The organism is Planomicrobium sp. CPCC 101079 (genome assembly GCF_007859275.1).
Taxonomy (GTDB): domain Bacteria; phylum Bacillota; class Bacilli; order Bacillales_A; family Planococcaceae; genus Planococcus.
Genome location: NZ_VOHC01000004.1, coordinates 18334 through 39963 on the forward strand (window position 1 = coordinate 18334; position 21630 = coordinate 39963).

Here is a 21630-nt window from a genome sequence, read left to right on the forward strand (position 1 = left end):
TTGTAACATAGAGCAAAATGGATTACTCAATAAACGACAAAACGCACACTACGATAGTGTGCGTTTTTTCAATCACTCTTGTTCGTTCAGCAGATGTGCATATTTGGGGTTGCGGCCAACGAATTCGTGGATTTTATCGCCATAGCTCTCGATCCATTGGCGGACGACTTTTTCTACCACAGCTGTGCCTTGGTAGTCATAGCCCGCTTTTGCATAGGAAGCCTCGAAATCTGAAACCAGCAATTCAATCCACACTCTGGCTTTTGCTTCGGATAAATTTTCGTTTTTATCGCGCAACTCCGCGACCAGCTCTTCAATCGTTTCTTTCATCCTTTTACATCCCTTCTTTTAATGGACGCAGCATGGAAATTGGCAAGGCTTCTAAATGCCTTTCGCCAGCGAGGCGGTATCCCCAAGCAAAACGCCCGTTGAAATAATCAATTTTAAAGTACATATTCGGATCGCCTTCAATCCGGTACACTTCGCCTTTTTTAAAATCATTCGGGTCCATTAAATAAGCAGCTGCCATAATGGCTTTCCGTTCCAGTACTGCAAACTCATTTACTATGCCCAACTGTTCCGCTTTTCTCGCTTTTTCTTTCAAGCGCGCTATTTCAGCACGCAATTCTTGTTCGGTCATCTGGCTGTAACGCTTATGTTCAGTCATTTTCTTGCTCCTTCATATCTAAGTATTCACTGATCACTTCACTGGGAAACCCTTTTTGGTATAAACCTTGTTTGACTTTCGATTTCAAGTCATACCCCGTTAATTTACTGCTATGCTTTCTCCATAACTTATCGCCTTGATCTTTCACGCTGTCGGTCCACTGCTCATCGTCTTTTTCCAAGTCCAGCCCTTCGACTGCTTGCTGAATCACTGAACGCGGATAGCCTTTTCTCATCAAGAAATCGTAGATTTTCTGCTTGATTTGGTTTGGCGTTTTCTTTTGTTCTTTCGCAGCAACTTTCTCTGCGAGGCCTCTCGCGATTTCCAATTGTTCTTCTTCTGAATAGGAATCCAAAACGTCTTTTTGCATTTGTTTGTCAATCCCTTTCTTCTGCATGTCTTGCTGAATCGCTCTTGGCCCCTTTTTCCCGGAATTCATCTGCGTCCGCATCAGCGCTTCTGAAAACGCCCGATCATCTAAAAACTTCAATTCATACAATTTTTTCACTGCTTCATCTATGACGGCATCGCCGTACTCTTTTTCTTTCAGCTTTGTACGCACTTCGCCTTCGCTCCGCATACGGAACCCAAGATAATGCAAGGCAGCATTGAACGCTTTTCGAACTTGGTCTTCAAACACCATTTCTTCAATGGTCCACTGATCCAGTTCTTTCCCTTTTGTAAGCTGATACCTGACCAGTACCGCTTCATCTACACTAAAGGCAAACTTCTCCTCAAAGAAAATATTGTATCGTTCAGGATTATTTTTACCTTGGGAGATTTTTGTAATAATCGGCATTAACCGGCACCTCTCTTCTTGTTATATTATACACCTTGTGCGGGCTTAAATGCATGGATTCAGGGTAGAATATAGGAAATGGAGGCGATGGGAATGAAGGTAGCAATTACTGGTGGCACAGGTTTTGTCGGCAAGGAATTGACGCGGTTGCTGCATATGCAAGGGTGGGAAATTTTTATTTTGACACGGCATCCAAAAAGATCGTCGCTGGGCATTACCTATGTGGAATGGCTGACAGATCGGGCGCAGCCAGAAAAACAACTCGAAGGCATGGACGCGTTTGTCAATTTGGCTGGAGCTTCAATCAATGCCGGCCGCTGGAGCAACGAGCAGAAAAAAGAAATTCATGACAGCCGAATAAGCGCTACAAAAGAGGTGCTTCGGATTTTGAACGCTTTAGAACGAAAACCTGAAGCATTGATCAATGCGAGCGCCGTCGGCATCTACCCAGCTTCTGAGTCTGCAACCTACACAGAAGCATCGAAAAACTACGGAAACGATTTTTTGGCGAAAACGGTCATTGACTGGGAGCGGCTCGCGGACCAAGCGAAAGCGCTTAGCATCCGAGTAGCGTACGGCAGATTCGGCATCGTTTTGGGCAAAGACGATGGCGCACTGCCACTCATGGCGCTTCCTTACAAGTTATTCGGCGGCGGCACCGTCGGCTCGGGCAAGCAATGGCTGTCCTGGATCCACGTTTACGATGTCGCCCGCGCGATTCAATTTGCCATTGAAACAAAAGCGCTTGAAGGCCCTTTTAATGTTACCGCCCCTACCCCACAGCGGATGAAAGAATTTGGCAAAGAAATCGCCAAAGCGCTCGGCCGGCCCCACTGGATGCCAGTTCCGTCAGCCGCTCTTAAAGTGGCGCTTGGCGAGAAAAGCAGGCTTGTTTTAGAAGGACAGAAAGCGTTGCCAGTGGTCCTGCAGCAACACGGTTTCGAGTTCACTTTCCCTCATTTGCAACCCGCACTGGCTGATCTATACAAATGAGGTATAATGAAAGGATGATTAATCGAAGGACGTGAAAAAATTGAACGAAAAACCTATTTTTGAAGAAGGACAAAAATTTCCTTTAACGATCAAGCGGCTTGGCATCAACGGTGAAGGCATCGGCTATTTTAAGCGCAATGTCGTATTCGTCCAAGGAGCACTGCCAGGAGAAGAAATTACGGCACAAGTGACCAGTATCAAACGCAATTTTGCGGAAGCGCGGGTTTTGAAATTGAGAAAGGCGTCTCCCTATCGGCAGACACCGCCTTGCCCTATCTACGAGACATGCGGCGGCTGCCAATTGCAGCATATGACTTATGAACAGCAATTGGTGGAAAAACGGGATCTTGTAACTCAAGCCCTCGAGCGTTACTTGAAAGGGACAAATGTCCAAATCAAAAATACCATCGGCATGGAAGACCCTTGGTATTACCGCAATAAAAGCCAATTCCAAACACGCTTGAAAGGGACGAAAGTGATCGCCGGATTGTTTGCGGAAGGCTCACACCAGCTTCTTGACATCGAACAATGCATTGTTCAGCACCCTGACACGACGGTAATCACCAATGCGGTAAAACGCATCCTTGAAGAGCTGAAAATACCGATTTATGACGGCAAGACGATGAAAGGCATTATCCGGACAATTGTTGTACGCACGGGAGTCCAAACCGGGGAGATTCAGCTTGTACTGATTACTACTCGCCCTAAGATCCCACATAAGGAACTATTGCTGGAAAAACTGAAGCAAATTGATATCAACTTGGTGTCAATTGTCCAAAACATCAATAAAGAAAAAACCTCTTTGATTTTCGGAGATGAAACTATCACACTTTACGGCAAAGATACAATCCATGAAGAACTGGGCGAACTGGCTTTTGATTTGTCAGCTCGCGCTTTCTTCCAACTCAATCCAGTCCAGACCGTCAAACTGTATGATGAAATCAAACGGGCGGCTGAATTATCGGGCAAGGAATCAGTGGTTGATGCGTATTGCGGCGTTGGCACCATCGGCTTATGGCTCGCCGACAGTGCAGGAGAACTCCGTGGCATGGACGTTATCCACGAAAGCGTAGTGGATGCAAAAGCCAACGCGAAAAAAATGGGCGTCACCGCCAAATACGTAACGGGCACTGCAGAAAAATGGCTGGAGACGTGGATCAATGAAGGCTTCGTCCCTGACGTATTGACAGTTGACCCTCCACGTACGGGGCTTGGGGAGTCGTTATTGAAAACGATTTTGAAAGTAAAACCGAAACGTTTTGTATACACTTCTTGCAATCCATCGACATTGGCTAAAGATTTGCAGCAATTAACGAAAATTTACCGCATTGAATACATTCAGCCGGTTGATATGTTCCCGCAAACGGCACAAGTAGAAGCAGTCACAAAACTCGTATTAAAATAACGAAAAGGCGCAGGAAGCAAAATCGCTTCCTGCGCCTTTTTTATTCATTCTTGTGATACGGGAGACTCTTGCGATTTCTGATTGCCTTTGAAGGCAATGATAAAACCGATAAAGAGCAGCATAGCCGAAATCAGCAATAAGAAGCTGAAGTTTTCGATGTACTCGACGAAAACACCGCCTAGAAACGGGCCAGCCAAACTGCCGACACTAAAAGCGATGCCGCACAATAAATTTCCCGTCGGCAATAGTTCTTTCGGCATCAAATCCGCCATAAATGAAATGCCCAAGGAAAATGTCGAACCGACAAACATGCCCGCAGCTGCAAAAAAAGCGACTGTCAGCCAAGCGTTTGATTCAAAAAAGCCAGCTGCCCCAAACATCGCAGCTCCGCCAACGAGCGCAAGGATCAACACATTTTTTCTGCCCAGCCGGTCGCTCAAAACACCCAGCGGCAACTGCGTCGCAATCGCACCTGCAGAGAAAGCAGCTAAGATGATCGACACTAAAGCAACATCGATCGATTGCCGCAACGCATAGACCGGGTAAATGGCATTTAACGAAGCTTCGAGAAAACCGTATCCTAAAGGCGGCAAAAAAGCGATCCAAGCGATTGCGATAGCTGCTTGGAAACGGCCTATTACTCCTTTAGATGAGTGGGCGCCACCGGATGTCACTTCCGGAAAATCATTTTTCAGTAAAAATACAAAAGACCATGCAATCAAACACAAAATTCCTGAAACAATGAATGGCAGTGGCTCAAAAATATTAACGAGCGGCACAAAAAGCGGCCCTGCTCCAAAACCGACGCTAAACGACATGCCGTATATGGCAATATTGCGCCCAAGACGTTGCTGCGGCGAAGTGCTCGTTATCCACGTTTGCGTCGAGAAATGCAGCGCTTGGTCTCCGATGCCGATCAATACGCGCAGCACAAACCAAAATGCGACACTTTTCCATAACGGAAATGCCAGCAGCGACACAATTACTAATCCTCCGCCGATTAAGATCAACGGCTTAAATCCAAACTTACGCAATTGCGGCTCCATGAATGGGGCAATGACCAGCGTACCTATGTATAAACCCGTAGCACTCAATCCGTTTAAGGCTGAAGAAACACCGTCTTGTTCAAAAATAACAGCAATCAACGGCAACAACATGCCTTGCGAAAACCCGGATATGGAGACTATTGTCACCAAAACCCAAAAACGCGCTCGTTCACTTTTTAAAAAATACGACATAAGGTCCTCCTATACAAACCACATTCTTCTGTAAATTCCAGTTAAATATGATTTTAACATAAGGAGCGGGAGGATTATAAATTTCTATTTAGAAATCAACGAAGACAATTTGAGAGGAAAAGCAATTGCAAAGCTAAGGGGTTTATAAAATTTTTAATCATTATTAAAAGGCTCTGTCCGTTTCTAAATATCAGAATGCGGATGAGCCTTTAAGTTATAACAATATCCATTTGTGTTTTCATAATACCATTCTAGGCCATGCTGCCGTTTGAATGTAAAAACTCCCTCCTTCGTAAATCGAGATCAGCAAGCATTTGTTTTCTGCTCATCCCCTCTCTCTTTATGTTAAGTTAACATTAACATAAAGTTTGAATAAAGTAAATTTTCTAACTACTGTTTGTTAAAATTCTCTCTTATTGCCTATAAGTGTTGATATTCTTCCTGTTATCCGCTACTATTAACATGCGAAATGAGGTGTACCGAATGGGCAAAGGCATTACAGATAAACAGGAACAAGTGACTTACATGAAAGAGCGCTTGAATATGTTTTTGGAAGTTTTGGACGCAATTGAACCGGAAAATACAGAACTTGAAGATATTGACCGCTTGATCGCCATGGTTGATGAGCTGGATGAGAAAATGCAGCAGTTTAACGTTACTCCAGTCGACGAAAAACAGGAATAACGTTAAAAAAGAATCCCTTAAGCATCTTTTGAGATGCTTAAGGGATTCTTTTTTAACTCTCTTGAGTTTCTTCCGTCGCCTTAAGGTCGCGGCGTCCTTGCATGACCGCATTAATTTGTCCACCGATCATTAACAGCATAGCGCACACATACAGCCATAGCATCAAAATAATCATACCGCCGATACTGCCGAATGTCGGTGAATAAATCGCCAAGTTGTTAATATAAATGGAAAAGATATAAGAAACACCTAGCCAGCCGACTGCGGTAAACGCTGCTCCAGCCAATACGCTGGCAAAATCCAGCCGAACATTTGGAGCAACCCAGTAAATAACGGAACTAAGGACAAAAATAATAAGCCCTGGAATAGTGAAGCGAAGCGCGTTCCATGTCGCCAAAAACCCTTCTTCTAATCCTGCATACGAAAAGATGACGAGGCCAATTTGCCTGCCAAAAATCGGCAAAGCAAGCGCAACCGCTAAAATCAGCATCATCAATAAGGTGTTCAGCATCGACATGCCTTGCGCTACCCAAATCGGGCGTCTTTCGGCCACGCCATAAGAACTGTTTAATGATTTGATCAGCGCATTCATTCCAATGCTCCCTGCCCAAATCATCGCGAGTATCCCGAAAGACAAAAGGCCGTTATTTTGTGTCGTTAAAATATCACTCAATGTCTGTTCAATCAGGAGAAATACTTCGTGAGGAGCCACTTCTTCAATAAAATGATAGATTTGATCTTCTGACAAATTCAAATAAGGCACCAACGTCACCAAAAAAATGAGCAAAGGAAAGATCGACAACAGGAAAAAGAACGCTAATTGCGCTCCCACTCCCATTACGTCGACGTCGTAAATCCTTTTATTCACTTCTTTGAAAAAACCGGAAAAGGTCCGAACATCATAAGACATATGCAAATTGTTCAGCCGTTCTTCCGATTGGTGCCGTTTTTCATCTTCTCCGGAGTTAATGGCGCTTATGAGTTTTTTCCAGAGTTGTAAGATGTTGAACTTCCGCTAGTATTCGATCCTGAAGTTCTATTGTTATTCGACGACGAATTTGAGTTCCCGCCTGTAGATGAAGATCCTGTTCCTGATGAAGATCCGCCAGAGTTTGATGAAGAAGTTGAACTTCCACCATCAGTCAATGTTGTAGAAGGCGAAGGATCGTCTTGTTTAACAGCTGACAACACATCATTTTTGCTATCGATGACAGCTTCTTTTGTATCCACAAACGCTTCTTTCGTTTCCATAGCCAATTCTTTGACTTGTGGCGTCAACCCTTTTAACTCATTCACTTTCTCTCCTACATAAGAAGCATCCTCTGAAATGCGTGAATAGAGATTTTGCATTTTGCCAGCTTGCTGCTGAACCATTGATTGCAATTCTTTTCTATTGGTTGCGTAGTATTGTGCATTGCTTCCCAATTTTTTAGATTTCTGCACCACGTCGTTGCGTGTATTGCGGTCAAATAATGAAACAATAAGTCCCATTGCCGCCCCTACTAAAATACCTGTCATCAATTTGTTTTGGCTCATCCTGAATTCCTCCCAATAATATAGTACTTGCGTCTCTTTGGATTTTTTCCCTAATCTGCTGAATTCTAAACTCTTCGTAAATTTTATTTTCAAAAATCCTTGACTCTTTGTCTAATATTTCGGAATATAAAAGCTTAAGAAGGGAGAAAAGTATAGGAAATTAGAAGCTGCAATAGAAGGATAAAGGGGATGAGAAAATGGAGAGAATTGAAACAATCTTAGGCAGTATCAGTAGTTTTGTATGGGGGCCGCCGCTTTTAATTTTATTGGTTGGAACAGGAATTTATTTAACGGTGCGGATCGGCCTGTTGCAAATGCGTATGTTGCCTTATGCGTTAAAGTTGGTTTTTTCAAAGAACCAGGATAAAACATCTCAAGGCGACATTAGCCACTTTCAAGCACTTTCCACTGCCTTGGCCGCAACTGTCGGCACCGGGAATATAGTAGGTGTCGCAACGGCAGTAATACTTGGTGGACCGGGAGCAGTATTTTGGATGTGGTTTTCCGCGTTCTTCGGGATGGCCACAAAATACGGAGAAGCCGTATTGGCAGTTAAATACCGCATTGTCGATGCCAAAGGGCAAATGGCTGGCGGGCCGATGTATTATTTGGAACATGGCTTAAAACAAAAATGGTTAGGCGTGTTATTTGCTATTTTTGGTGCGGTTGCGGCATTCGGAATCGGCAATGGCACCCAGTCCAATTCTGTCGCGATTGTAGTGCGCGATACATTTAATGTCCCTACTTGGATTACCGGCCTAATCTTAATGGTTTTTGCCGGTGCAGTCATTTTAGGCGGCATTACTGCCATTGGGAAGGTCACTTCTTACTTTGTGCCGGTTATGGCATTATTTTATCTAATTGCAGGCTTGGTTGTCATGATTACTAACCTTGACTTGATTCTGCCGGCAATTGCTACGATTTTCAGCTCTGCCTTTACAGGGGAAGCGGCTGTCGGCGGCGCCATTGGTGCTGCCATCCGCTATGGTGTTGCACGAGGCGTCTTCTCCAACGAAGCTGGCCTTGGCTCCGCACCAATTGCTGCAGCGGCTGCCATTACCGATTTGCCTGGCCGCCAAGCGCTTGTTTCTATGACGCAAGTATTCATCGATACATTGGTCATCTGTTCCATTACAGGAATCACAATAGTCATGTCCGGTATGTACACTGACAAGAGCCTGGAAGGTTCGGCGCTGACAACAGCCGCATTCGAGCAATTCCTGGGGCCGGTCGGTCCAATTGTAGTAGCGATCGGTTTAATCTTCTTCGCATCTTCCACCATTATCGGCTGGGCTTATTATGGCGAGAAGTGTTTCCAGTACTTGTTCCGGAATCCGAGCTTGCTAATTGTTTACCGAGTTGTGTTCATTGCAGTCGTTTTTATCGGAGCTACGGTTTCTCTAGATGTAGTATGGATGTTCTCTGATATCATGAATGGCTTAATGGCCCTGCCTAACTTAATCGGTTTGCTTGGGCTATCCGGTGTGATTGTTTATGAAACAAAACGGATTGTATCAAAAATCAAAGAAGAAAAAGCAGCAGCACGTGCTGGAAATTGACTTTCGTTTTGAATAATGGAATGATAAAGTGAAACCTTAATCAGCAGAGGGTCCCCCTTCTGCTGATTGCCCATAGAACCGAACGGCTATCCCGGGCTAGCAATGCCCATTTTAGCAGAACCGTTCTTACTCCTTTGAAAGGCAGGGACTTAACATGGATTTGTCAAAACCATCAAATGAAAATGTCACCTTCATGATTGAAGAAATAAAAGCAAAACTGCGCATGGTTAATGTGGATGCCATGAAGCCTGAGCATTTCAATGCTTCCCAATATGAAGATTTGCGGGAACTTTACGAAATGGTCGCAAAACGTGACTCGTTCAGCCCTAACGAAATGGAAGCCATCGCTTCTGAATTGGGTTCTTTGCGAAAATAAGAAAAATCCCTGAAGAGATTCTTCAGGGATTTTTCTTTGGACAATTTTCACTTCTTGGCTAAACAGCCATTTCAGCTTTCCTTCTTGTCTAGCTTCAATGGCTAGCCTCTCGAGTCGCTTCGGTCTTAAGGCTCGTGGCAAAAAGCGCCATGAACCTCAAGCCCTCCAGCGCTTGTCGAGGCTGAACAGCCATTTCAGCTTTCCTTCTGGTACTGCACGATGTACCAGCTGCCTTCTTTTATGACGGTATGGATGCCGAGCATAGTGAGTCCGGCCTCTGCTCCCCACTCTGCCAGTTCTTCGGTAGTTGGCAAACGGTATAAATTATCGAACGAAGAGAAAAAGCTGTTAAAGACATTGGCAAATGGTGGACTGTCGCTGCTGCCAGCGATCGGCGTTACGATCGATAACACACCGTCCTTATTTAACCAGCCTGCCAGCTGATGGTATAGCTTTTGGCGATCTTCCAAGTCGATGTAATGAATAACATTGTTCATCAAAATCAAATCTTGCGGTTTTTCAGGGACATATTTCCATAAATCCGCATTTTCGATTTTGATATTTGCCATTCCTTCAGTCAGTTTTTTTGCCGTTTCGGTGACTGTCGGACTGATTTCAATTCCTGTGAATTGGGTGCTCGGAAAACGTTCCGCCAGTTTTTTGATATAGCCTGCTTCCCCACATCCGATATCGAGCACATTGCCGCCTTTTTTCTCTTTTAATTGTTTTGCCATTTTCGGCATGGCAAGCACTTCAAGCAAGCGGCTGGTTTCTGCAACGGTCGGCGCATGTTTCTCCTCATCAAAGTGGCGGCGTTTCCCTTCCCGCATCATTTCCGGATAGCTTAGCAACGTCGGAATATGCAATTCCATCATTTCTTTTAATAAAACCCCTGAAGAGTTCTGGCCTTTCGGTTTTGGCAGTTTCCATGCATTCCACGTCTTGTAGCGGTTTCTGCCAGCTTCTTTCAAATGGCCAATAGACACTCCGACACTGACCCATTGCTCCAGCAAAGCTTCATCAAGCTGCAGTGCATCGGCTACATCAAATTTTGTAACCGGGCGTTCAAATGCTTTAAACAAATCCAGTTCATAGCCAACATAAGCATGCCAACTGTATAAAAAAGGCTCGTTCCGTTTCATATACATTCTTGCTTTTAACATCTTCATTACGTCTATCATAGGAGTCCCTCCACTTTCCACGGGTAATCATCTTCTCTTGTAAAGTATTTCAATTCTTTCATGTCTATTGGCAGCTTCTTTGACCGGATGGGCATGAGTCCGCTTTGGATAAAGCGGTCATGAACATTTTCTTTCCACATCCCAAGGCCAGAAACGTTCAGCATCTGCTTAAAGTGGAGAATCGGATCTTCCTCCATTCGTTCAAAAGTTCTTTTCCGGATAAAACTGATCGGTTTGAATGGAAACGAATAAGCCAAAGCTGCCAAATGGCTGAGTTGAAGCACATGATCTGCACGTTTATAGCGGACTTTTTCGTACCACGCTAAATTTGCCGGATCGGTCTTTCCATTTTCGATCATATCCGCTGTCAACTCCCCCAGTATGTCCGCGTCTTGGATAGCCATGTTCATTCCTTCTCCGGCCATTGGATGCACTGCATGCGCGGCATCTCCAATAATCGCTTTGTTTTCTTTCACGTATGAAGGCGCGTGGAACATGACCGGAATCATCAGCTGAATTTCTTTCCAGTCCGTCAACTTTTGGACATAGCCATCCACAATCGGCGCTAAATTCGTATACAATTTATGAAAATGGCTAATTGGTTTTTCTTTCAGCCGCTTGTAATCTCCCTGCGGAATCAAATAAACGCTTCTTACCGTTCCATTTGGCAAAGGAAACAAGCCCAGGAACCGGTTGTATGTAGAAACGATTTGTCCATCTGTAAACTTTTCATCACGAGGAAACGATACGGTTAAAAAATGGTGATTGTAAGTGGTTTGCTTCACTTCGATGCCCATCTCTTTCCGCGTTACAGAAGAACGACCTTCTGCACCAAAATAATATTTGGCTTCCACTTCGAATTGTTCTTTTCCTCTTTGCAGCAATGCTGTCTTTTTTGTGAAGCCTTTGCAAACAGTTCCCTTCAAGTAATGAAATTGATGATGGGCCGAGGCGAGCTCCAGCATTAAAGCCTTCAGCTCTTCATGAGGCATCATATAAGAGGCATTGTATTTGCCAGGTAGCACACTATAATCCATGAAGGATTGGTCTAGAACTTTCAATGAACTAGACAACTCGAGCATATCCAACACTTTAATTTGGTTGGAGCGTGCTTGGACTTCCGTGAAGAAGCCGAGGTCGTCAAAAACCTTCATGCTTTTTGGCTGCAGCAGTTCGCCTTTATAGGTAGTGGGTGCTTTTGTCTGCCGTTCCGCAAGTACAACATCTACTCCCCGTTGCACCAATTTGAGTGCGAGCGTCAAGCCACCGATGCCGCCGCCGCTGATGAATACGTCTGTCTTCATATTCCTCATCCCCTTCCTTTTCTGTACCCGCATTTCAAGCATCAGGAAACATTTTATAGCACTGTGCATCCAGGGTGAATTCCATCGCCCTTCTGGTCTTGCTGAACAGATAGCGCTTATTGAAATTTATTTTCTCAAATGCACCAATATACATTGCAGAGAATGATTGAATATTGCTACTATGAAAAAGATGAGAGGAGAGATACTATTGACATCTTTTAATGAAAAATTATCACGATATGCTGAATTGGTTGTAAACGTTGGGGTCAATATCCAACCCGGCCAACCACTTTATATCGCAGCATCCATTGAAGCTGCACCTCTAGTACGCTTGATTGCAAAAAAAGCATATGAAAACGGCTCTAAACAAGTCCATATCGATTGGAACGATGACGAAACAAGCCGTCTTCGCTTTGAATTGGCGCCTGAAGATTCATTTTCGGAATTTCCTGCCTGGAAAGTTCAAGAGCGCGAGCAATTGGCTGAACAGGGCGCAGCGTTTCTCAGCATCGTTTCTCAAAGCCCGGATCTTTTGAAAGGCATTGACTCGAAACGGATTTCTGCAGCCCAAAAAGCGACTGGCACAGCTTTAAGCAAATATCGCCAAATGGTCCAATCGGATAAAGTCAGCTGGTCTGTTATTGCTGCGCCTTCTAAAGCATGGGCAGCGAAAGTTTTCCCGGACCTTGCTGAAGAAGCACAGGTTGAAGCACTATGGGAAGCGATTTTCAAAGCAGTGCGCGCAGATCTTGATGAACCGGTTGAAGCATGGCTCACCCATGACAATACACTGCACACGAAAGTCGATTATTTAAACAGCAAAAAATACACAAAACTTCACTACACGTCGCCAAACACCGACTTGGAAGTTGCTCTTCCTGATGGCCACCTTTGGTGCGGCGCAGGTTCGGTAAATGAAAAAGGAAATACATTCATGGCCAATATGCCGACTGAAGAAGTTTTTACAGTTCCGCATAGAACAGGCGTAAACGGGTATGTATCCAGTACAAAACCGCTTAGCTATGGCGGCAATATCATTGATGATTTTAAGATCACTTTCGAAAACGGCAAAATTATAGACATAACAGCCGCACAAGGAGAGGAAGTCTTAAAGCAGTTGGTGGATTCGGATGAAGGATCTCATTTCCTAGGGGAAGTGGCACTGGTTCCGCATCAATCTCCGATTTCAGCATCGAACATTTTGTTTTACAACACGCTGTTCGATGAAAATGCATCCAACCATTTCGCCATCGGCAGCGCATATGCATTCTGCCTTGAAGGCGGGAAAACGATGTCTTCCGAAGAGCTGTTAGAACACGGATTGAACCAAAGCATCACCCACGTCGATTTCATGGTCGGCTCTGCCGAAATGGATATTGATGGCGTATTGGAAGATGGAACGCGTGAGCCGATTTTCAGAGGCGGCAATTGGGCTTTTTAAGGTTCTGAAAATCGACACTTAATTTTCTGTTGGTTTTTCGGTATAATGACTATTGATGATTATAAACAGGAGAGGAGTTATCCTATATGATTTATGGCATTACAGTCACCCTTGGATTCATGGTCGTAATCGGTTTGTTTTTCGTAACACTTATGCATTTTCTTGGAAAAGAACTGCATTCGCATGATGCAGAGCATGTTGATCCGATTCCTGAAAAGACATATCAAGCATATAAAGAGGAGCGTTTATAACGCTCTTTTTTTTATTGAAAATGACATATATTTAACAAGAATAATACAATATGATTTCAAAACGATTACAAAATAGATTTATATACCCATTTTTCCCACTAAAAAATTACCTTAAGTCCCTCGTAATGTTACAAAAAAATTCCCCTCTTCTTTTCTCTGTTTTTTCCATGGTAAAATGCGAAAGGAACTTGTTTTATAATAGGAGGAGTTTGTCCATGTTTGCTGCAACAGATATCGGTATTGATTTAGGAACCGCAAATATTTTAGTATATACAAAATCGAAAGGCATCATTTTGAACGAGCCTTCGGTTGTTGCTTTAGATACAAAAACAGGAAAAGTGCTTGCAATCGGAGAAGATGCAAAAGCGATGATGGGAAAAACACCCGGACATATCCGAGTTGTCCGCCCACTCAAAGATGGCGTCATTGCCGATTTCGAAGTGACCACTGACCTATTAAAAATTATTATGCAAAAAACAGCGAAAATTATGGGAGGCGCATTCCGCAAACCGAATGTCATGATTTGTACTCCTTGCGGCGCCACCTCAGTAGAGCGCCGGGCAATTCACGATGCTGCAAAGCAAAGCGGCGCTAAAAACGTTCATCTGATTGAAGAACCAGTCGCAGCTGCAATCGGCTCAGACCTGCCAGTCAGCGAACCGATCGCAAGCGTTATCGTCGACATCGGCGGCGGCACGACGGAAGTCGGAATCATTTCTTTTGGCGGCGTGGTATCGTCCAACACAGTAAAAGTAGCCGGCGACCGTATGGATGAAGACATTATTCAATATGTCCGCAAACATTATAATGTGTTAATTGGAGAGCCTACTGCTGAAAAAATCAAAAAAGAAATCGGTTATGCCCTTATTCCACATAAAGCAGAAACCTTGGAAATTCGTGGACGTGATGTCATGACAGGATTGCCGAAAGTTGTCACATTGACATCTACTGAAATTCAGGAAACGTTGAAAGAGTCATTGTCATCAATCTTAGAGTGCATTCGTGCGACTCTTGAAAATTGCCCTGCTGAACTGTCAGGTGACATCGTTGACCAAGGGGTCGTAATTTCTGGCGGCGGCGCACTTTTAAAAGGCATGCAGCAATGGCTCTCAGAAGAAATTTCTGTCCCAGTCCACACTGCTCCACAACCGCTTGAATCTGTTGCTATTGGCACTGGACGTTCTCTAGTTATGATGAACAAACTCGAACGAATCTCGAGATAATGAAAAACCGAAAGCTTGTGGCTTTCGGTTTTTTTGCTCTTCATTCGTCTTTTTCTAAACTTTAGATTAAAATATAGGAGAAGAAAGCCGAGGAGGAATCACAATGTCAATGTTGGAAGAAATTTTAGCGTATAACGATGAGTTTGTAACGGAGAAGAAGTACGAGCAATTTATCACGACTAAATTTCCTGATAAAAAAATCGTTATATTAACGTGTATGGATACCCGTTTGTTCGAACTGCTGCCAAAAGCAATGAATTTGAAAAACGGAGACGTGAAAATTGTAAAAAGTGCAGGAGCTGTCATCAATCATCCGTTCGGTGGAATTATGCGCAGCTTGTTTGTCGCTGTTTATGAATTAGGGGCAGATGAAATTTACATAATTGGCCATCACGACTGCGGCATGTCAGCAATTGATCCGGATTCTGTCCTCGAAAAAATGAAAACAAGAGGAATTGATAAGGAAACAATCGAAATGGTCGAATACTCAGGAGTTAACCTAGAACAATGGCTGCGCGGATTTGACAATGTAAACGAGAGCGTTCGCCACAGCGTCAGCATGGTCAAAAACCATCCATTGATGGACCGTTCCGTTCCTGTTCATGGATTGGTCATCGATCCAAGAACCGGCAAACTGGATTTGGTTGTGAATGGAAACGAAAAATAAAAAATGAAAACCGCTGAGAAATTCTCAGCGGTTTTAGCTTGTTGGTGAAGTCGGATAGCTAATCATTGCTCTTCAGCCGGACGCTTGGCGCGGACGAGCATTGAGCCGCTTCGGCGCTTTCGCTCCTGCAGGGTCTCAACCAGCTCGCGTTCCCGCTGGAAGCGTATTGGGCGAAAGGAGTTCGGCCAGTACGTTTGCGACGAAGCGCTTGCGCTGCAGGAGCAGTCGGTCTTCCGCCGGCTTCCGACCATTCACACTGGTTAGTCTACTTGGTGTGTCTATTGAAGAAAAAGAATTAAATAGGGTTGTACCGGCTAAGGAAAGCTGCTTGTTCCGTCATTACCTATGCCTCTTTGGCTATGGAGCAATACAGCGAAGACGCCTGCGGGATAGCGAAGGGCCGAAATCCACTCGGGCGCCAGTCCCGAGTTAGTTCGGCACGAGCCCGCGGAAAGCGAAGATGTATTGCGGAATAGCAATCATGACACTTCTTTAATTGCCCAAGTATTAAAACAAAACCGCTGAGAAATTCTCAGCGGTTTTTATGTGCATAATAGTAATAATCCAGCAAGGTCCCTTCTTTGCCAAATTGGCGCAGAAGCGAAGTGATTTGCCCTCTATGATACGTGGCATGATTTATAAGTGAAAACAGCATTTCTTCGCGTGTGTTCTCGAAATCATCGCCTCTTGTATTTTTGAACTTCAACAGTTCCTGCCAGTGTTCGTCCGGCAGAGACGCAAAATACAATTCCATTTCAGCATGCAGCAGCATAACTGATTCTTTCGCTTTTTCAATTGTCGAGACGTCCAAGCGTTCGAATGCCGGTTGTTCAATGCCGTGCATTCTTAAGAACCAAAGCCTTTCCACCCCGAGGATATGTTCTATTGTTTTTTGGATGGAAGTAAATGAATTTAATCCTTCACGTCTGTAAATTTCTTCTTCAAAAGTTTGAATATGATCCAGACAGGCTAAAGCGGCCCATTTATGATATGAAAAAAGCTTGTCCTTATTCATCCCACACCTTCTTTCGCTTTGTCCCTATTCAAAAAACCATCTTTTTATTTCTTTCCACCATCTTTTATAGGCGGCCTTCCCCTTTCAAAACTCACTCTCAAGCAGCGCAAAATGGAAATGATCTTCCCATATACCGTTGATGTGCAGAAATTCCCTCAGCAGCCCTTCATTTTGAAATCCAGACTTCTGGAGCACCCGAATCGAGCCTAAATTGCGGGGGGATACATAAGCTTCCAACCGGTGAAGGCGCAATTGTTCAAATCCAAAAGCAACTATAAGGCGAACTGCCTCTGTCGCTATTCCCCTCCCGATATATGCTTCATCAATTGAATATCCGACGAGTGCACTCAAGAAAGGCAGCCGTTTGATGCCGTACATTGAGATATGGCCAATCAGGCGGTTGGAGCCATGTTCGAATATCCCAAAACTATATTCCCGGTTTTCCCGCGCCTGGTAAATGGCTTCCCTTATTTTTTCCCTCTGGACTGCAACTGTAAAATAACTGTCCCGATGGCGTGGTTCATAGATGGCCCAGTAATCCCGGTTGCGGAGGAGCAGCTGTACCATCTCCTCCGCATCATCTACAGCCAAAGTCCGGAGATAACATGTCCGGCCATTAAATAGCAAACTCATATCATTCCACAGAAGACGTCAATGCGATGAATTCTTCTGCGTCTTTCACACATAAAGCTATTCCTTTTTCCCAGAACGCTTGTTGTGTGATGTCTTCGCCCAAATGCTTCATCGCCAAGTCTTCAGCTGTCATAATTGCCGTATCGCGCAGAAGGGCCATGTACTTCTCTTCAAATCCAGTTCCTTCTTCTAGCGCTTTTGCGTAAATGCTAAGAGAGAACAAATAGCCGAAAGTGTACGGGAAGTTGTAGAACGGCACATCCGTGATATAAAAATGCAGCTTTGATGCCCAGAAGTGAGGATGCGTTGAGCTAAGCCCGCCGGCAAAACCTTCTTGCTGCGCTTCTTCCATCAGTTCGTTCAAGCGCTCTGCCGAAACGACACCCTTTTTGCGTTCTTCGTAGAAACGGGTTTCAAACAAGAAACGGGAGTGGATGTTCATAAAAAATGCCACGCTTCTTTGCAATTTGTCTTCAAGCAACGCAAGTTTCTCTTCATTTGTTTCGGCATTCTTCACCGCTGCATCTGCAACGATCATTTCCGCGAATGTAGAAGCTGTTTCCGCCACATTCATTGCATATGAACGGTTCAATGAATGGACAGGACGCAAGGCATACGTATGGAAAGCATGCCCTAATTCATGCGCAAGCGTCGCCACATTCGACATTGATCCGCTATAGGTCATGAAAATACGGGATTCTTCAGTCAACGGCAGCCCTGTGCAAAAACCGCCTGGGCGTTTGTTCGGGCGGTCCTCCGCTTCAATCCAGCCTTTTTCAAAAGCCTGTTCTGCAAATTTCGCAAGCTCTGGGCCAAATTTTTCGAAATGCTTTAAAATGAACTCGGCTCCTTCTTGGTAAGAAAATTGCTGAGTGCTTTCCGTTACAGGAGCGTCGACGTCGTACCAGTCAAGGCCATCTTTTCCAAGCATTGCTCCTTTTTTATTCAAATACTCAACAAAAGGCTGCTTGTTCTTGCTGATTGCCCCCCACATAGCATTTAAAGTTTCTTCTTTCATGCGGTTAATATGAAGCGGTTCTTGAAGCGGATTTTCCCATCCGCGCTTGTCGTATACCGCTAAGCGGAAACCAGCGATCGAATTCAGCGTTTTAGCGAAGAATTCCTCTTTTTCAGTCCATGCCGCTTCCAGCTTTTCATACGATTCCTGGCGCACAGCTGCATCTGAGTGAGAGCTTAAATTGTTTGCTTGTCCGACTGATAGAACTTTTTCTTTTCCGTCTACTGTCATCGTGATTTTAATTTCGCCAACGAGCATATCATACAATTGGCTCCAGCCATGATAGCCATCCACACTCAATGCAGTAATCAGGTTTTCTTCTTTTTCAGACAGCTGCATTTTCGCTTCTTCGCGCCATTCGTTCAGCAAAAAGCCGAATTCGCGAAGCGATTGGTCTTCCAGCAAGTTTGTCCATACATCGTCTTCTGTCTTGGCTAAATCCTGTTGGACTTTTTGTACGGCTGATTGAAAACGCGCGCCCAGCGATGAAGCTTCGCTTTGCAGCAACGCCGCTTTTTTATCTTCAGTATCTTGCGCCATCAAACAACCGATAAATGCATCGGATTGATGCAGATGAAGCATTGTATTTTTAACTTCTTCGAGCAGACGAACAACTTGCTCTGCATCTTCTTTTGATGCCGGCACTTGGAAATTTCGGGCCAACGTTTCAAACTCATCCAATTTTGGTCCAGCGTTTTCCATATGTAATCTTAGTTCCTTAGAATTGCTGCCTCCTGGAAACAGCACATCCAAATCCCAGACTTCAGAGAATTTAACTGTCATTGCCTTTCCTCCTACTAAACTTAATTTTCTAAAAACAATTATAAGTATATCACTGTTGGAAATTTGGTGAAATAAAATCCGCTTCCGAAAAGTGGAAAACAATCGAATATTGTTCCAACTTTTTCACTTTTACTAGTATTATGGGTTTTTCTAGGAAATTGATATTTGTTGAACCGAATAAGGACAGGTATACTGAATATTAAGGAGGGATCTCTAATGGTTCGTATACTGGTAATGACTCTTGCTTTTTTGGGCATTGTCATTTTCAACGCTTTAGCAAACAGTTTGCCGATTAATGGCCAAACAACAGGAGAGATTTCCAATCGGGTTCCTGTTCTGATAACACCTGCCGGCTATGTCTTTTCTATTTGGGGACTTATTTATATACTGTTCGCCGTCTGGATTATCGGCTGGTGGATTCGCTTGAAAAAAGGTGAAGTTCCCTCAACCAAAATTACGTTATTTTTTACGTTGAGCGCCGTTTTTAATATGGCATGGCTGTATTTATGGCATTATGAATTTTTCGGTTGGTCTATTGCAACAATTATTGCCTATTTACTGGCACTTGCCGGACTTTATCTGCAATATCAAAATACAGAACGTAAAGTGACAGAAAGAATGCCAATTTCCATTAATCTTGGCTGGGTCATCGTCGCCACAATTGTCAACATCAACTATGTCCTCACTTATTATAACTGGAGCGGCTGGGGGCTAAGCGATGCGTTATGGACAGTCATTATGCTGACAATCGCAACGGCCATCGCCCTTCACATTCGTTTCCACCATTACGACATTCCGCTTGCATTGGTATTCATATGGGCCTTTATCGGCATCGCTGTAAAAAATGGCACCGATGAACTGCTCGTAACAACCGCTTCGCTATTCTTAAGTGGCGTTATCGCAACCGGAATATTGCTGATCAAAAAAAGGCCCGCTTAAGCGGGCCTTTTACATTCAATCCAATTTGGTTAAAAGAATCGGCTCACCTTTTGTCACAAGAACCGTATGTTCGATTTGTGCGACTAATGATTGGTCTGGCGTGATAAATGTCCAGCCATCTCCTGATTCGATAATATGCTCGGCTTTTTGAGAGATAAACGGCTCAACAGCAAGAACCATCCCTTCTTTCAAAATGGTCGTTTCCCAAGCATCATAATAATTCAACACATGCTGTGGTGCTTCATGCAAGGATTTCCCAATGCCATGCCCTGTCAAATTCTTGATAACGAACAAACCATTATCTTTTGCTTCGCGTTCGACCGCTTTGCCGATTTGGTTCAATTTCGCGCCTGCTTTGACTTTGGTCATGGCCCGTTCAAAAGAGGAAAGGGCAACTTCACAAAGTTTCTCTTTCTCTGGATGCCCATCACCAACGACAAAGGAAATGCCTGTATCCGAGAAATAGCCTTCATATGAACCGGAAACATCAATATTGACGACGTCGCCTTCTTGGATGACCCGCTTGCCGGGCATGCCGTGTGCTACTTCTTCATTGACACTGATGCAGGTGTAGCCAGGAAAATCGTATTCCGATTTCGGGCCTGATACACCGCCTAGTTCTTTGAATAACCGTCCACCGAGCTCATCAAGTTCTCTAGTTGTAATGCCCGGTTTTGTCGCAGCTTTCATTTCTTCACGGATTTTCGCGACCATTTGGCCAGCTTTTTTTAACATTTCAATATCTTTTTCAGTTGTTGCAATCATTGAATACCCTTCTTTCAACTTTTCTAGCAAAAAGTATACCATAAGAAAAGCGCAAGTGCCCGGTTAAGCCCCGACAAGCGCCCTAGCTTGGACAATAAAGAAAAGCGAAGGCGGTCAAGCAAGGCCCGACAGGCATAAGACAGCTTGGCGAAATGGTTTCCTTCGCCTCACAGCCGAGTTGGCTTGTGATCCTGACAGCCTGATCCCCGGGGTTTGGAGCATAAGAAAAGAGGACTCTCTTTATGATAGTCCTCTTTTCTTATTAAGCTTTGCTGTCGACCAATTTCGGAGCAGCTGCAAAAAGAGCGGAACAAACCGCTGCTGCAAGCAAAAAGACCGGAATCATGTACGTAGCATTATAAACAATCGAGTAGATCAAAACATTGCCCTCCGCAAACATGCCGAAAAATAATACTCCGGTAATCACATGGACCACGTAGCGCAAGAACGAAGCGAACAAGACTCCTGCAACAATCGCTGTAACCATTTTGCCGGTTCTCCCGTTTCTGTATCCATCCAAATAAGTTCCGCGCGTTGCCCCTGCTAAACCGACAACTGCATAAGCAACAAGATAATCCAGAATCACTTGCAAGACGACAAATCCAAAAGAAAGTGGTGTAACCGAAATGAGTCCGGTAACAATTTGCAGCAAGCCAACCAATAGTCCAGTCAATACGCCTGCCAGCACGCCTCTTCTAAACGCCATCAATACGATTGGAATCATTACTAGACTTACAGAACCGCCTTGCGGCATCTTGAAAGCGACAAAATCCAATACAAATCCTAGAGCTCCAAAAATTGCAATCTCCATCATCAACAAAACGCGTTTATCTCTCATGATTTCCTCCTTATGTGTTTTGCACAACACCAGAAGGGAAAGCAGAATAAAACCTTTTTTCCATATAAAAGCGGCGTCAGGATAGAGCCTGACGCCGCATAAGGGCAGGTTTCCATCCACATCCCTGCGCAAGCATTAACTTACAGGTTCAAAGGGTAAGAACAAAAATGTTCACTCTCAGCAAAAGCTCCCCTTGTGGTGTATACATTAAATTAGGTAACATAAACATTGTACCCAAGCAATCAGATGAAAGCAACAAGACAGTTTGCAAATATTCCATGGAGGAGGTGAAGGCAGCCGGTTCCGCTGCTTTAA

Annotated in this window: 23 protein-coding genes and 1 riboswitch; of the genes, 10 read left to right on the forward strand and 13 right to left on the reverse strand. The window is 44.2% G+C overall.

Annotation, left to right across the window (positions count from 1 at the left end; genetic code table 11):
• Positions 1-72 precede the first annotated feature (72 nt).
• The 3 genes from FQV28_RS01905 to recX are packed head-to-tail and all read right to left on the reverse strand — an operon-like array spanning position 73 to position 1466.
• On the reverse strand, positions 73-330 hold the full coding sequence (locus FQV28_RS01905) for a YfhJ family protein (protein WP_146493917.1): 258 nt from the start codon (positions 328-330) through the stop codon (positions 73-75).
• A 4-nt stretch (positions 331-334) separates the two neighbouring features.
• On the reverse strand, positions 335-667 hold the full coding sequence (locus FQV28_RS01910; RefSeq protein ID WP_146493918.1) for a YfhH family protein: 333 nt from the start codon (positions 665-667) through the stop codon (positions 335-337).
• Positions 660-1466 carry a recombination regulator RecX gene (gene recX / locus FQV28_RS01915; RefSeq protein ID WP_146493919.1) on the reverse strand — a complete coding sequence of 269 codons (807 nt, stop codon included), beginning with the start codon at positions 1464-1466 and terminating at the stop codon, positions 660-662. Before recX ends, FQV28_RS01910 begins: the two co-directional genes overlap by 8 nt.
• Before the next feature lie 93 nt (positions 1467-1559).
• Between recX and FQV28_RS01920 the strand changes: the two genes are divergently transcribed.
• Together FQV28_RS01920 and rlmD are read left to right on the forward strand one after the other, a co-directional pair.
• Positions 1560-2459, forward strand: a complete 900-nt coding sequence (locus tag FQV28_RS01920; RefSeq protein ID WP_146493920.1) for a TIGR01777 family oxidoreductase — start codon at positions 1560-1562, stop codon at positions 2457-2459.
• Positions 2460-2499: 40 nt separating this feature from the next.
• Entirely contained in the window at positions 2500-3864 is a 1365-nt protein-coding gene (rlmD, locus tag FQV28_RS01925) for a 23S rRNA (uracil(1939)-C(5))-methyltransferase RlmD (RefSeq protein WP_146493921.1), read from the forward strand.
• A gap of 44 nt (positions 3865-3908) precedes the next feature.
• On the opposite strand, the gene FQV28_RS01930 is transcribed toward rlmD, so the two are convergent.
• Positions 3909-5102 carry an MFS transporter gene (locus FQV28_RS01930; protein ID WP_146493922.1) on the reverse strand — a complete coding sequence of 398 codons (1194 nt, stop codon included), beginning with the start codon at positions 5100-5102 and terminating at the stop codon, positions 3909-3911.
• A gap of 483 nt (positions 5103-5585) precedes the next feature.
• Here FQV28_RS01930 and FQV28_RS01935 point away from each other — a divergent pair, with 483 nt between their 5' ends.
• Positions 5586-5786 (forward strand): SE1561 family protein, encoded by a 201-nt coding sequence (locus FQV28_RS01935; protein ID WP_146493923.1) that lies wholly within the window; start codon positions 5586-5588, stop codon positions 5784-5786.
• A gap of 52 nt (positions 5787-5838) precedes the next feature.
• Here the strand turns inward: FQV28_RS01935 and FQV28_RS01940 are convergent, their stop codons facing one another.
• Together FQV28_RS01940 and FQV28_RS01945 are read right to left on the reverse strand one after the other, a co-directional pair.
• Positions 5839-6696 (reverse strand): YihY/virulence factor BrkB family protein, encoded by an 858-nt coding sequence (locus FQV28_RS01940; RefSeq protein ID WP_146493924.1) that lies wholly within the window; start codon positions 6694-6696, stop codon positions 5839-5841.
• Positions 6697-6761: 65 nt separating this feature from the next.
• Positions 6762-7322, reverse strand: coding sequence for a YtxH domain-containing protein (locus FQV28_RS01945; protein WP_255472761.1), 561 nt, complete (start codon positions 7320-7322; stop codon positions 6762-6764).
• 197 nt (positions 7323-7519) lie between these two features.
• Here FQV28_RS01945 and FQV28_RS01950 point away from each other — a divergent pair, with 197 nt between their 5' ends.
• Together FQV28_RS01950 and FQV28_RS01955 are read left to right on the forward strand one after the other, a co-directional pair.
• On the forward strand, positions 7520-8881 hold the full coding sequence (locus tag FQV28_RS01950; protein WP_146493925.1) for an alanine/glycine:cation symporter family protein: 1362 nt from the start codon (positions 7520-7522) through the stop codon (positions 8879-8881).
• A gap of 154 nt (positions 8882-9035) precedes the next feature.
• Positions 9036-9257 (forward strand): DUF1128 domain-containing protein, encoded by a 222-nt coding sequence (locus FQV28_RS01955; RefSeq protein ID WP_146493926.1) that lies wholly within the window; start codon positions 9036-9038, stop codon positions 9255-9257.
• 194 nt (positions 9258-9451) lie between these two features.
• Here FQV28_RS01955 and FQV28_RS01960 read toward each other — a convergent pair whose 3' ends face one another.
• Both FQV28_RS01960 and FQV28_RS01965 read right to left on the reverse strand, forming a co-directional pair.
• Positions 9452-10438, reverse strand: a complete 987-nt coding sequence (locus FQV28_RS01960; protein WP_146493927.1) for a class I SAM-dependent methyltransferase — start codon at positions 10436-10438, stop codon at positions 9452-9454.
• Complete coding sequence (locus tag FQV28_RS01965; protein ID WP_146493928.1) at positions 10435-11742, reverse strand: FAD-dependent oxidoreductase; 1308 nt, start codon at positions 11740-11742, stop codon at positions 10435-10437. The genes FQV28_RS01960 and FQV28_RS01965 overlap by 4 nt, the downstream gene beginning before the upstream one ends.
• Positions 11743-11950: 208 nt before the next feature.
• On the opposite strand from FQV28_RS01965, the gene FQV28_RS01970 reads away from it, so the two are divergent.
• The 4 genes from FQV28_RS01970 to FQV28_RS01980 all read left to right on the forward strand — a co-directional run bounded on the left by FQV28_RS01970 (position 11951) and on the right by FQV28_RS01980 (position 15324).
• Positions 11951-13183: an aminopeptidase gene (locus FQV28_RS01970; RefSeq protein ID WP_146493929.1), complete on the forward strand. Its 1233-nt coding sequence runs from the start codon at positions 11951-11953 to the stop codon at positions 13181-13183.
• Between the two features lie 86 nt (positions 13184-13269).
• A complete protein-coding gene (locus tag FQV28_RS19100) occupies positions 13270-13434 on the forward strand; it encodes a hypothetical protein (RefSeq protein ID WP_186763758.1) in 165 nt (54 codons plus the stop codon).
• A 215-nt stretch (positions 13435-13649) separates the two neighbouring features.
• Positions 13650-14657, forward strand: a complete 1008-nt coding sequence (mreBH, locus tag FQV28_RS01975; protein ID WP_146493930.1) for a rod-share determining protein MreBH — start codon at positions 13650-13652, stop codon at positions 14655-14657.
• A 103-nt stretch (positions 14658-14760) separates the two neighbouring features.
• On the forward strand, positions 14761-15324 hold the full coding sequence (locus FQV28_RS01980; RefSeq protein WP_146493931.1) for a beta-class carbonic anhydrase: 564 nt from the start codon (positions 14761-14763) through the stop codon (positions 15322-15324).
• Positions 15325-15856: 532 nt separating this feature from the next.
• On the opposite strand, the gene FQV28_RS01985 is transcribed toward FQV28_RS01980, so the two are convergent.
• The 3 genes from FQV28_RS01985 to FQV28_RS01995 form a co-directional block, all read right to left on the reverse strand.
• Positions 15857-16339 (reverse strand): DinB family protein, encoded by a 483-nt coding sequence (locus tag FQV28_RS01985; RefSeq protein ID WP_146493932.1) that lies wholly within the window; start codon positions 16337-16339, stop codon positions 15857-15859.
• Positions 16340-16423: 84 nt separating this feature from the next.
• Positions 16424-16972: a GNAT family N-acetyltransferase gene (locus FQV28_RS01990; protein WP_146493933.1), complete on the reverse strand. Its 549-nt coding sequence runs from the start codon at positions 16970-16972 to the stop codon at positions 16424-16426.
• 1 nt (position 16973) lies between these two features.
• Positions 16974-18773 carry a M3 family oligoendopeptidase gene (locus tag FQV28_RS01995; protein ID WP_146493934.1) on the reverse strand — a complete coding sequence of 600 codons (1800 nt, stop codon included), beginning with the start codon at positions 18771-18773 and terminating at the stop codon, positions 16974-16976.
• A 216-nt stretch (positions 18774-18989) separates the two neighbouring features.
• Here FQV28_RS01995 and FQV28_RS02000 point away from each other — a divergent pair, with 216 nt between their 5' ends.
• The gene (locus FQV28_RS02000; protein WP_146493935.1) at positions 18990-19712 is read left to right on the forward strand and encodes a DUF3810 domain-containing protein; all 723 of its coding nucleotides are present in this window, start codon (positions 18990-18992) and stop codon (positions 19710-19712) included.
• A 15-nt stretch (positions 19713-19727) separates the two neighbouring features.
• Here FQV28_RS02000 and map read toward each other — a convergent pair whose 3' ends face one another.
• Entirely contained in the window at positions 19728-20477 is a 750-nt protein-coding gene (gene map, locus FQV28_RS02005; RefSeq protein WP_146493936.1) for a type I methionyl aminopeptidase, read from the reverse strand.
• Between the two features lie 262 nt (positions 20478-20739).
• Positions 20740-21315: an energy-coupled thiamine transporter ThiT gene (gene thiT, locus FQV28_RS02010; protein ID WP_146493937.1), complete on the reverse strand. Its 576-nt coding sequence runs from the start codon at positions 21313-21315 to the stop codon at positions 20740-20742.
• Positions 21316-21419: 104 nt separating this feature from the next.
• A riboswitch (TPP riboswitch) is annotated at positions 21420-21519 on the reverse strand.
• Positions 21520-21630 lie beyond the last annotated feature (111 nt).

Excerpts from the sequence above, each read along its gene's own strand:
- FQV28_RS01995 (WP_146493934.1), bottom strand. The coding sequence starts at position 18,773 with ATGACAGTTAAATTCTCTGAAGTCTGGGATTTGGATGTGCTGTTTCCA.
- FQV28_RS19100 (WP_186763758.1), top strand. The coding sequence starts at position 13,270 with ATGATTTATGGCATTACAGTCACCCTTGGATTCATGGTCGTAATCGGT.
- mreBH (WP_146493930.1), top strand. The coding sequence starts at position 13,650 with ATGTTTGCTGCAACAGATATCGGTATTGATTTAGGAACCGCAAATATT.
- FQV28_RS01990 (WP_146493933.1), bottom strand. The coding sequence starts at position 16,972 with ATGAGTTTGCTATTTAATGGCCGGACATGTTATCTCCGGACTTTGGCT.
- FQV28_RS01950 (WP_146493925.1), top strand. The coding sequence starts at position 7,520 with ATGGAGAGAATTGAAACAATCTTAGGCAGTATCAGTAGTTTTGTATGG.
- FQV28_RS01985 (WP_146493932.1), bottom strand. The coding sequence starts at position 16,339 with ATGAATAAGGACAAGCTTTTTTCATATCATAAATGGGCCGCTTTAGCC.
- FQV28_RS01980 (WP_146493931.1), top strand. The coding sequence starts at position 14,761 with ATGTCAATGTTGGAAGAAATTTTAGCGTATAACGATGAGTTTGTAACG.
- FQV28_RS01960 (WP_146493927.1), bottom strand. The coding sequence starts at position 10,438 with ATGATAGACGTAATGAAGATGTTAAAAGCAAGAATGTATATGAAACGG.
- recX (WP_146493919.1), bottom strand. The coding sequence starts at position 1,466 with ATGCCGATTATTACAAAAATCTCCCAAGGTAAAAATAATCCTGAACGA.
- FQV28_RS01910 (WP_146493918.1), bottom strand. The coding sequence starts at position 667 with ATGACTGAACATAAGCGTTACAGCCAGATGACCGAACAAGAATTGCGT.
- thiT (WP_146493937.1), bottom strand. The coding sequence starts at position 21,315 with ATGAGAGATAAACGCGTTTTGTTGATGATGGAGATTGCAATTTTTGGA.
- FQV28_RS01920 (WP_146493920.1), top strand. The coding sequence starts at position 1,560 with ATGAAGGTAGCAATTACTGGTGGCACAGGTTTTGTCGGCAAGGAATTG.
- FQV28_RS01935 (WP_146493923.1), top strand. The coding sequence starts at position 5,586 with ATGGGCAAAGGCATTACAGATAAACAGGAACAAGTGACTTACATGAAA.
- FQV28_RS01945 (WP_255472761.1), bottom strand. The coding sequence starts at position 7,322 with ATGAGCCAAAACAAATTGATGACAGGTATTTTAGTAGGGGCGGCAATG.
- map (WP_146493936.1), bottom strand. The coding sequence starts at position 20,477 with ATGATTGCAACAACTGAAAAAGATATTGAAATGTTAAAAAAAGCTGGC.
- FQV28_RS01905 (WP_146493917.1), bottom strand. The coding sequence starts at position 330 with ATGAAAGAAACGATTGAAGAGCTGGTCGCGGAGTTGCGCGATAAAAAC.
- FQV28_RS01955 (WP_146493926.1), top strand. The coding sequence starts at position 9,036 with ATGGATTTGTCAAAACCATCAAATGAAAATGTCACCTTCATGATTGAA.
- FQV28_RS01965 (WP_146493928.1), bottom strand. The coding sequence starts at position 11,742 with ATGAAGACAGACGTATTCATCAGCGGCGGCGGCATCGGTGGCTTGACG.
- FQV28_RS02000 (WP_146493935.1), top strand. The coding sequence starts at position 18,990 with ATGGTTCGTATACTGGTAATGACTCTTGCTTTTTTGGGCATTGTCATT.
- FQV28_RS01940 (WP_146493924.1), bottom strand. The coding sequence starts at position 6,696 with ATGTCTTATGATGTTCGGACCTTTTCCGGTTTTTTCAAAGAAGTGAAT.
- FQV28_RS01930 (WP_146493922.1), bottom strand. The coding sequence starts at position 5,102 with ATGTCGTATTTTTTAAAAAGTGAACGAGCGCGTTTTTGGGTTTTGGTG.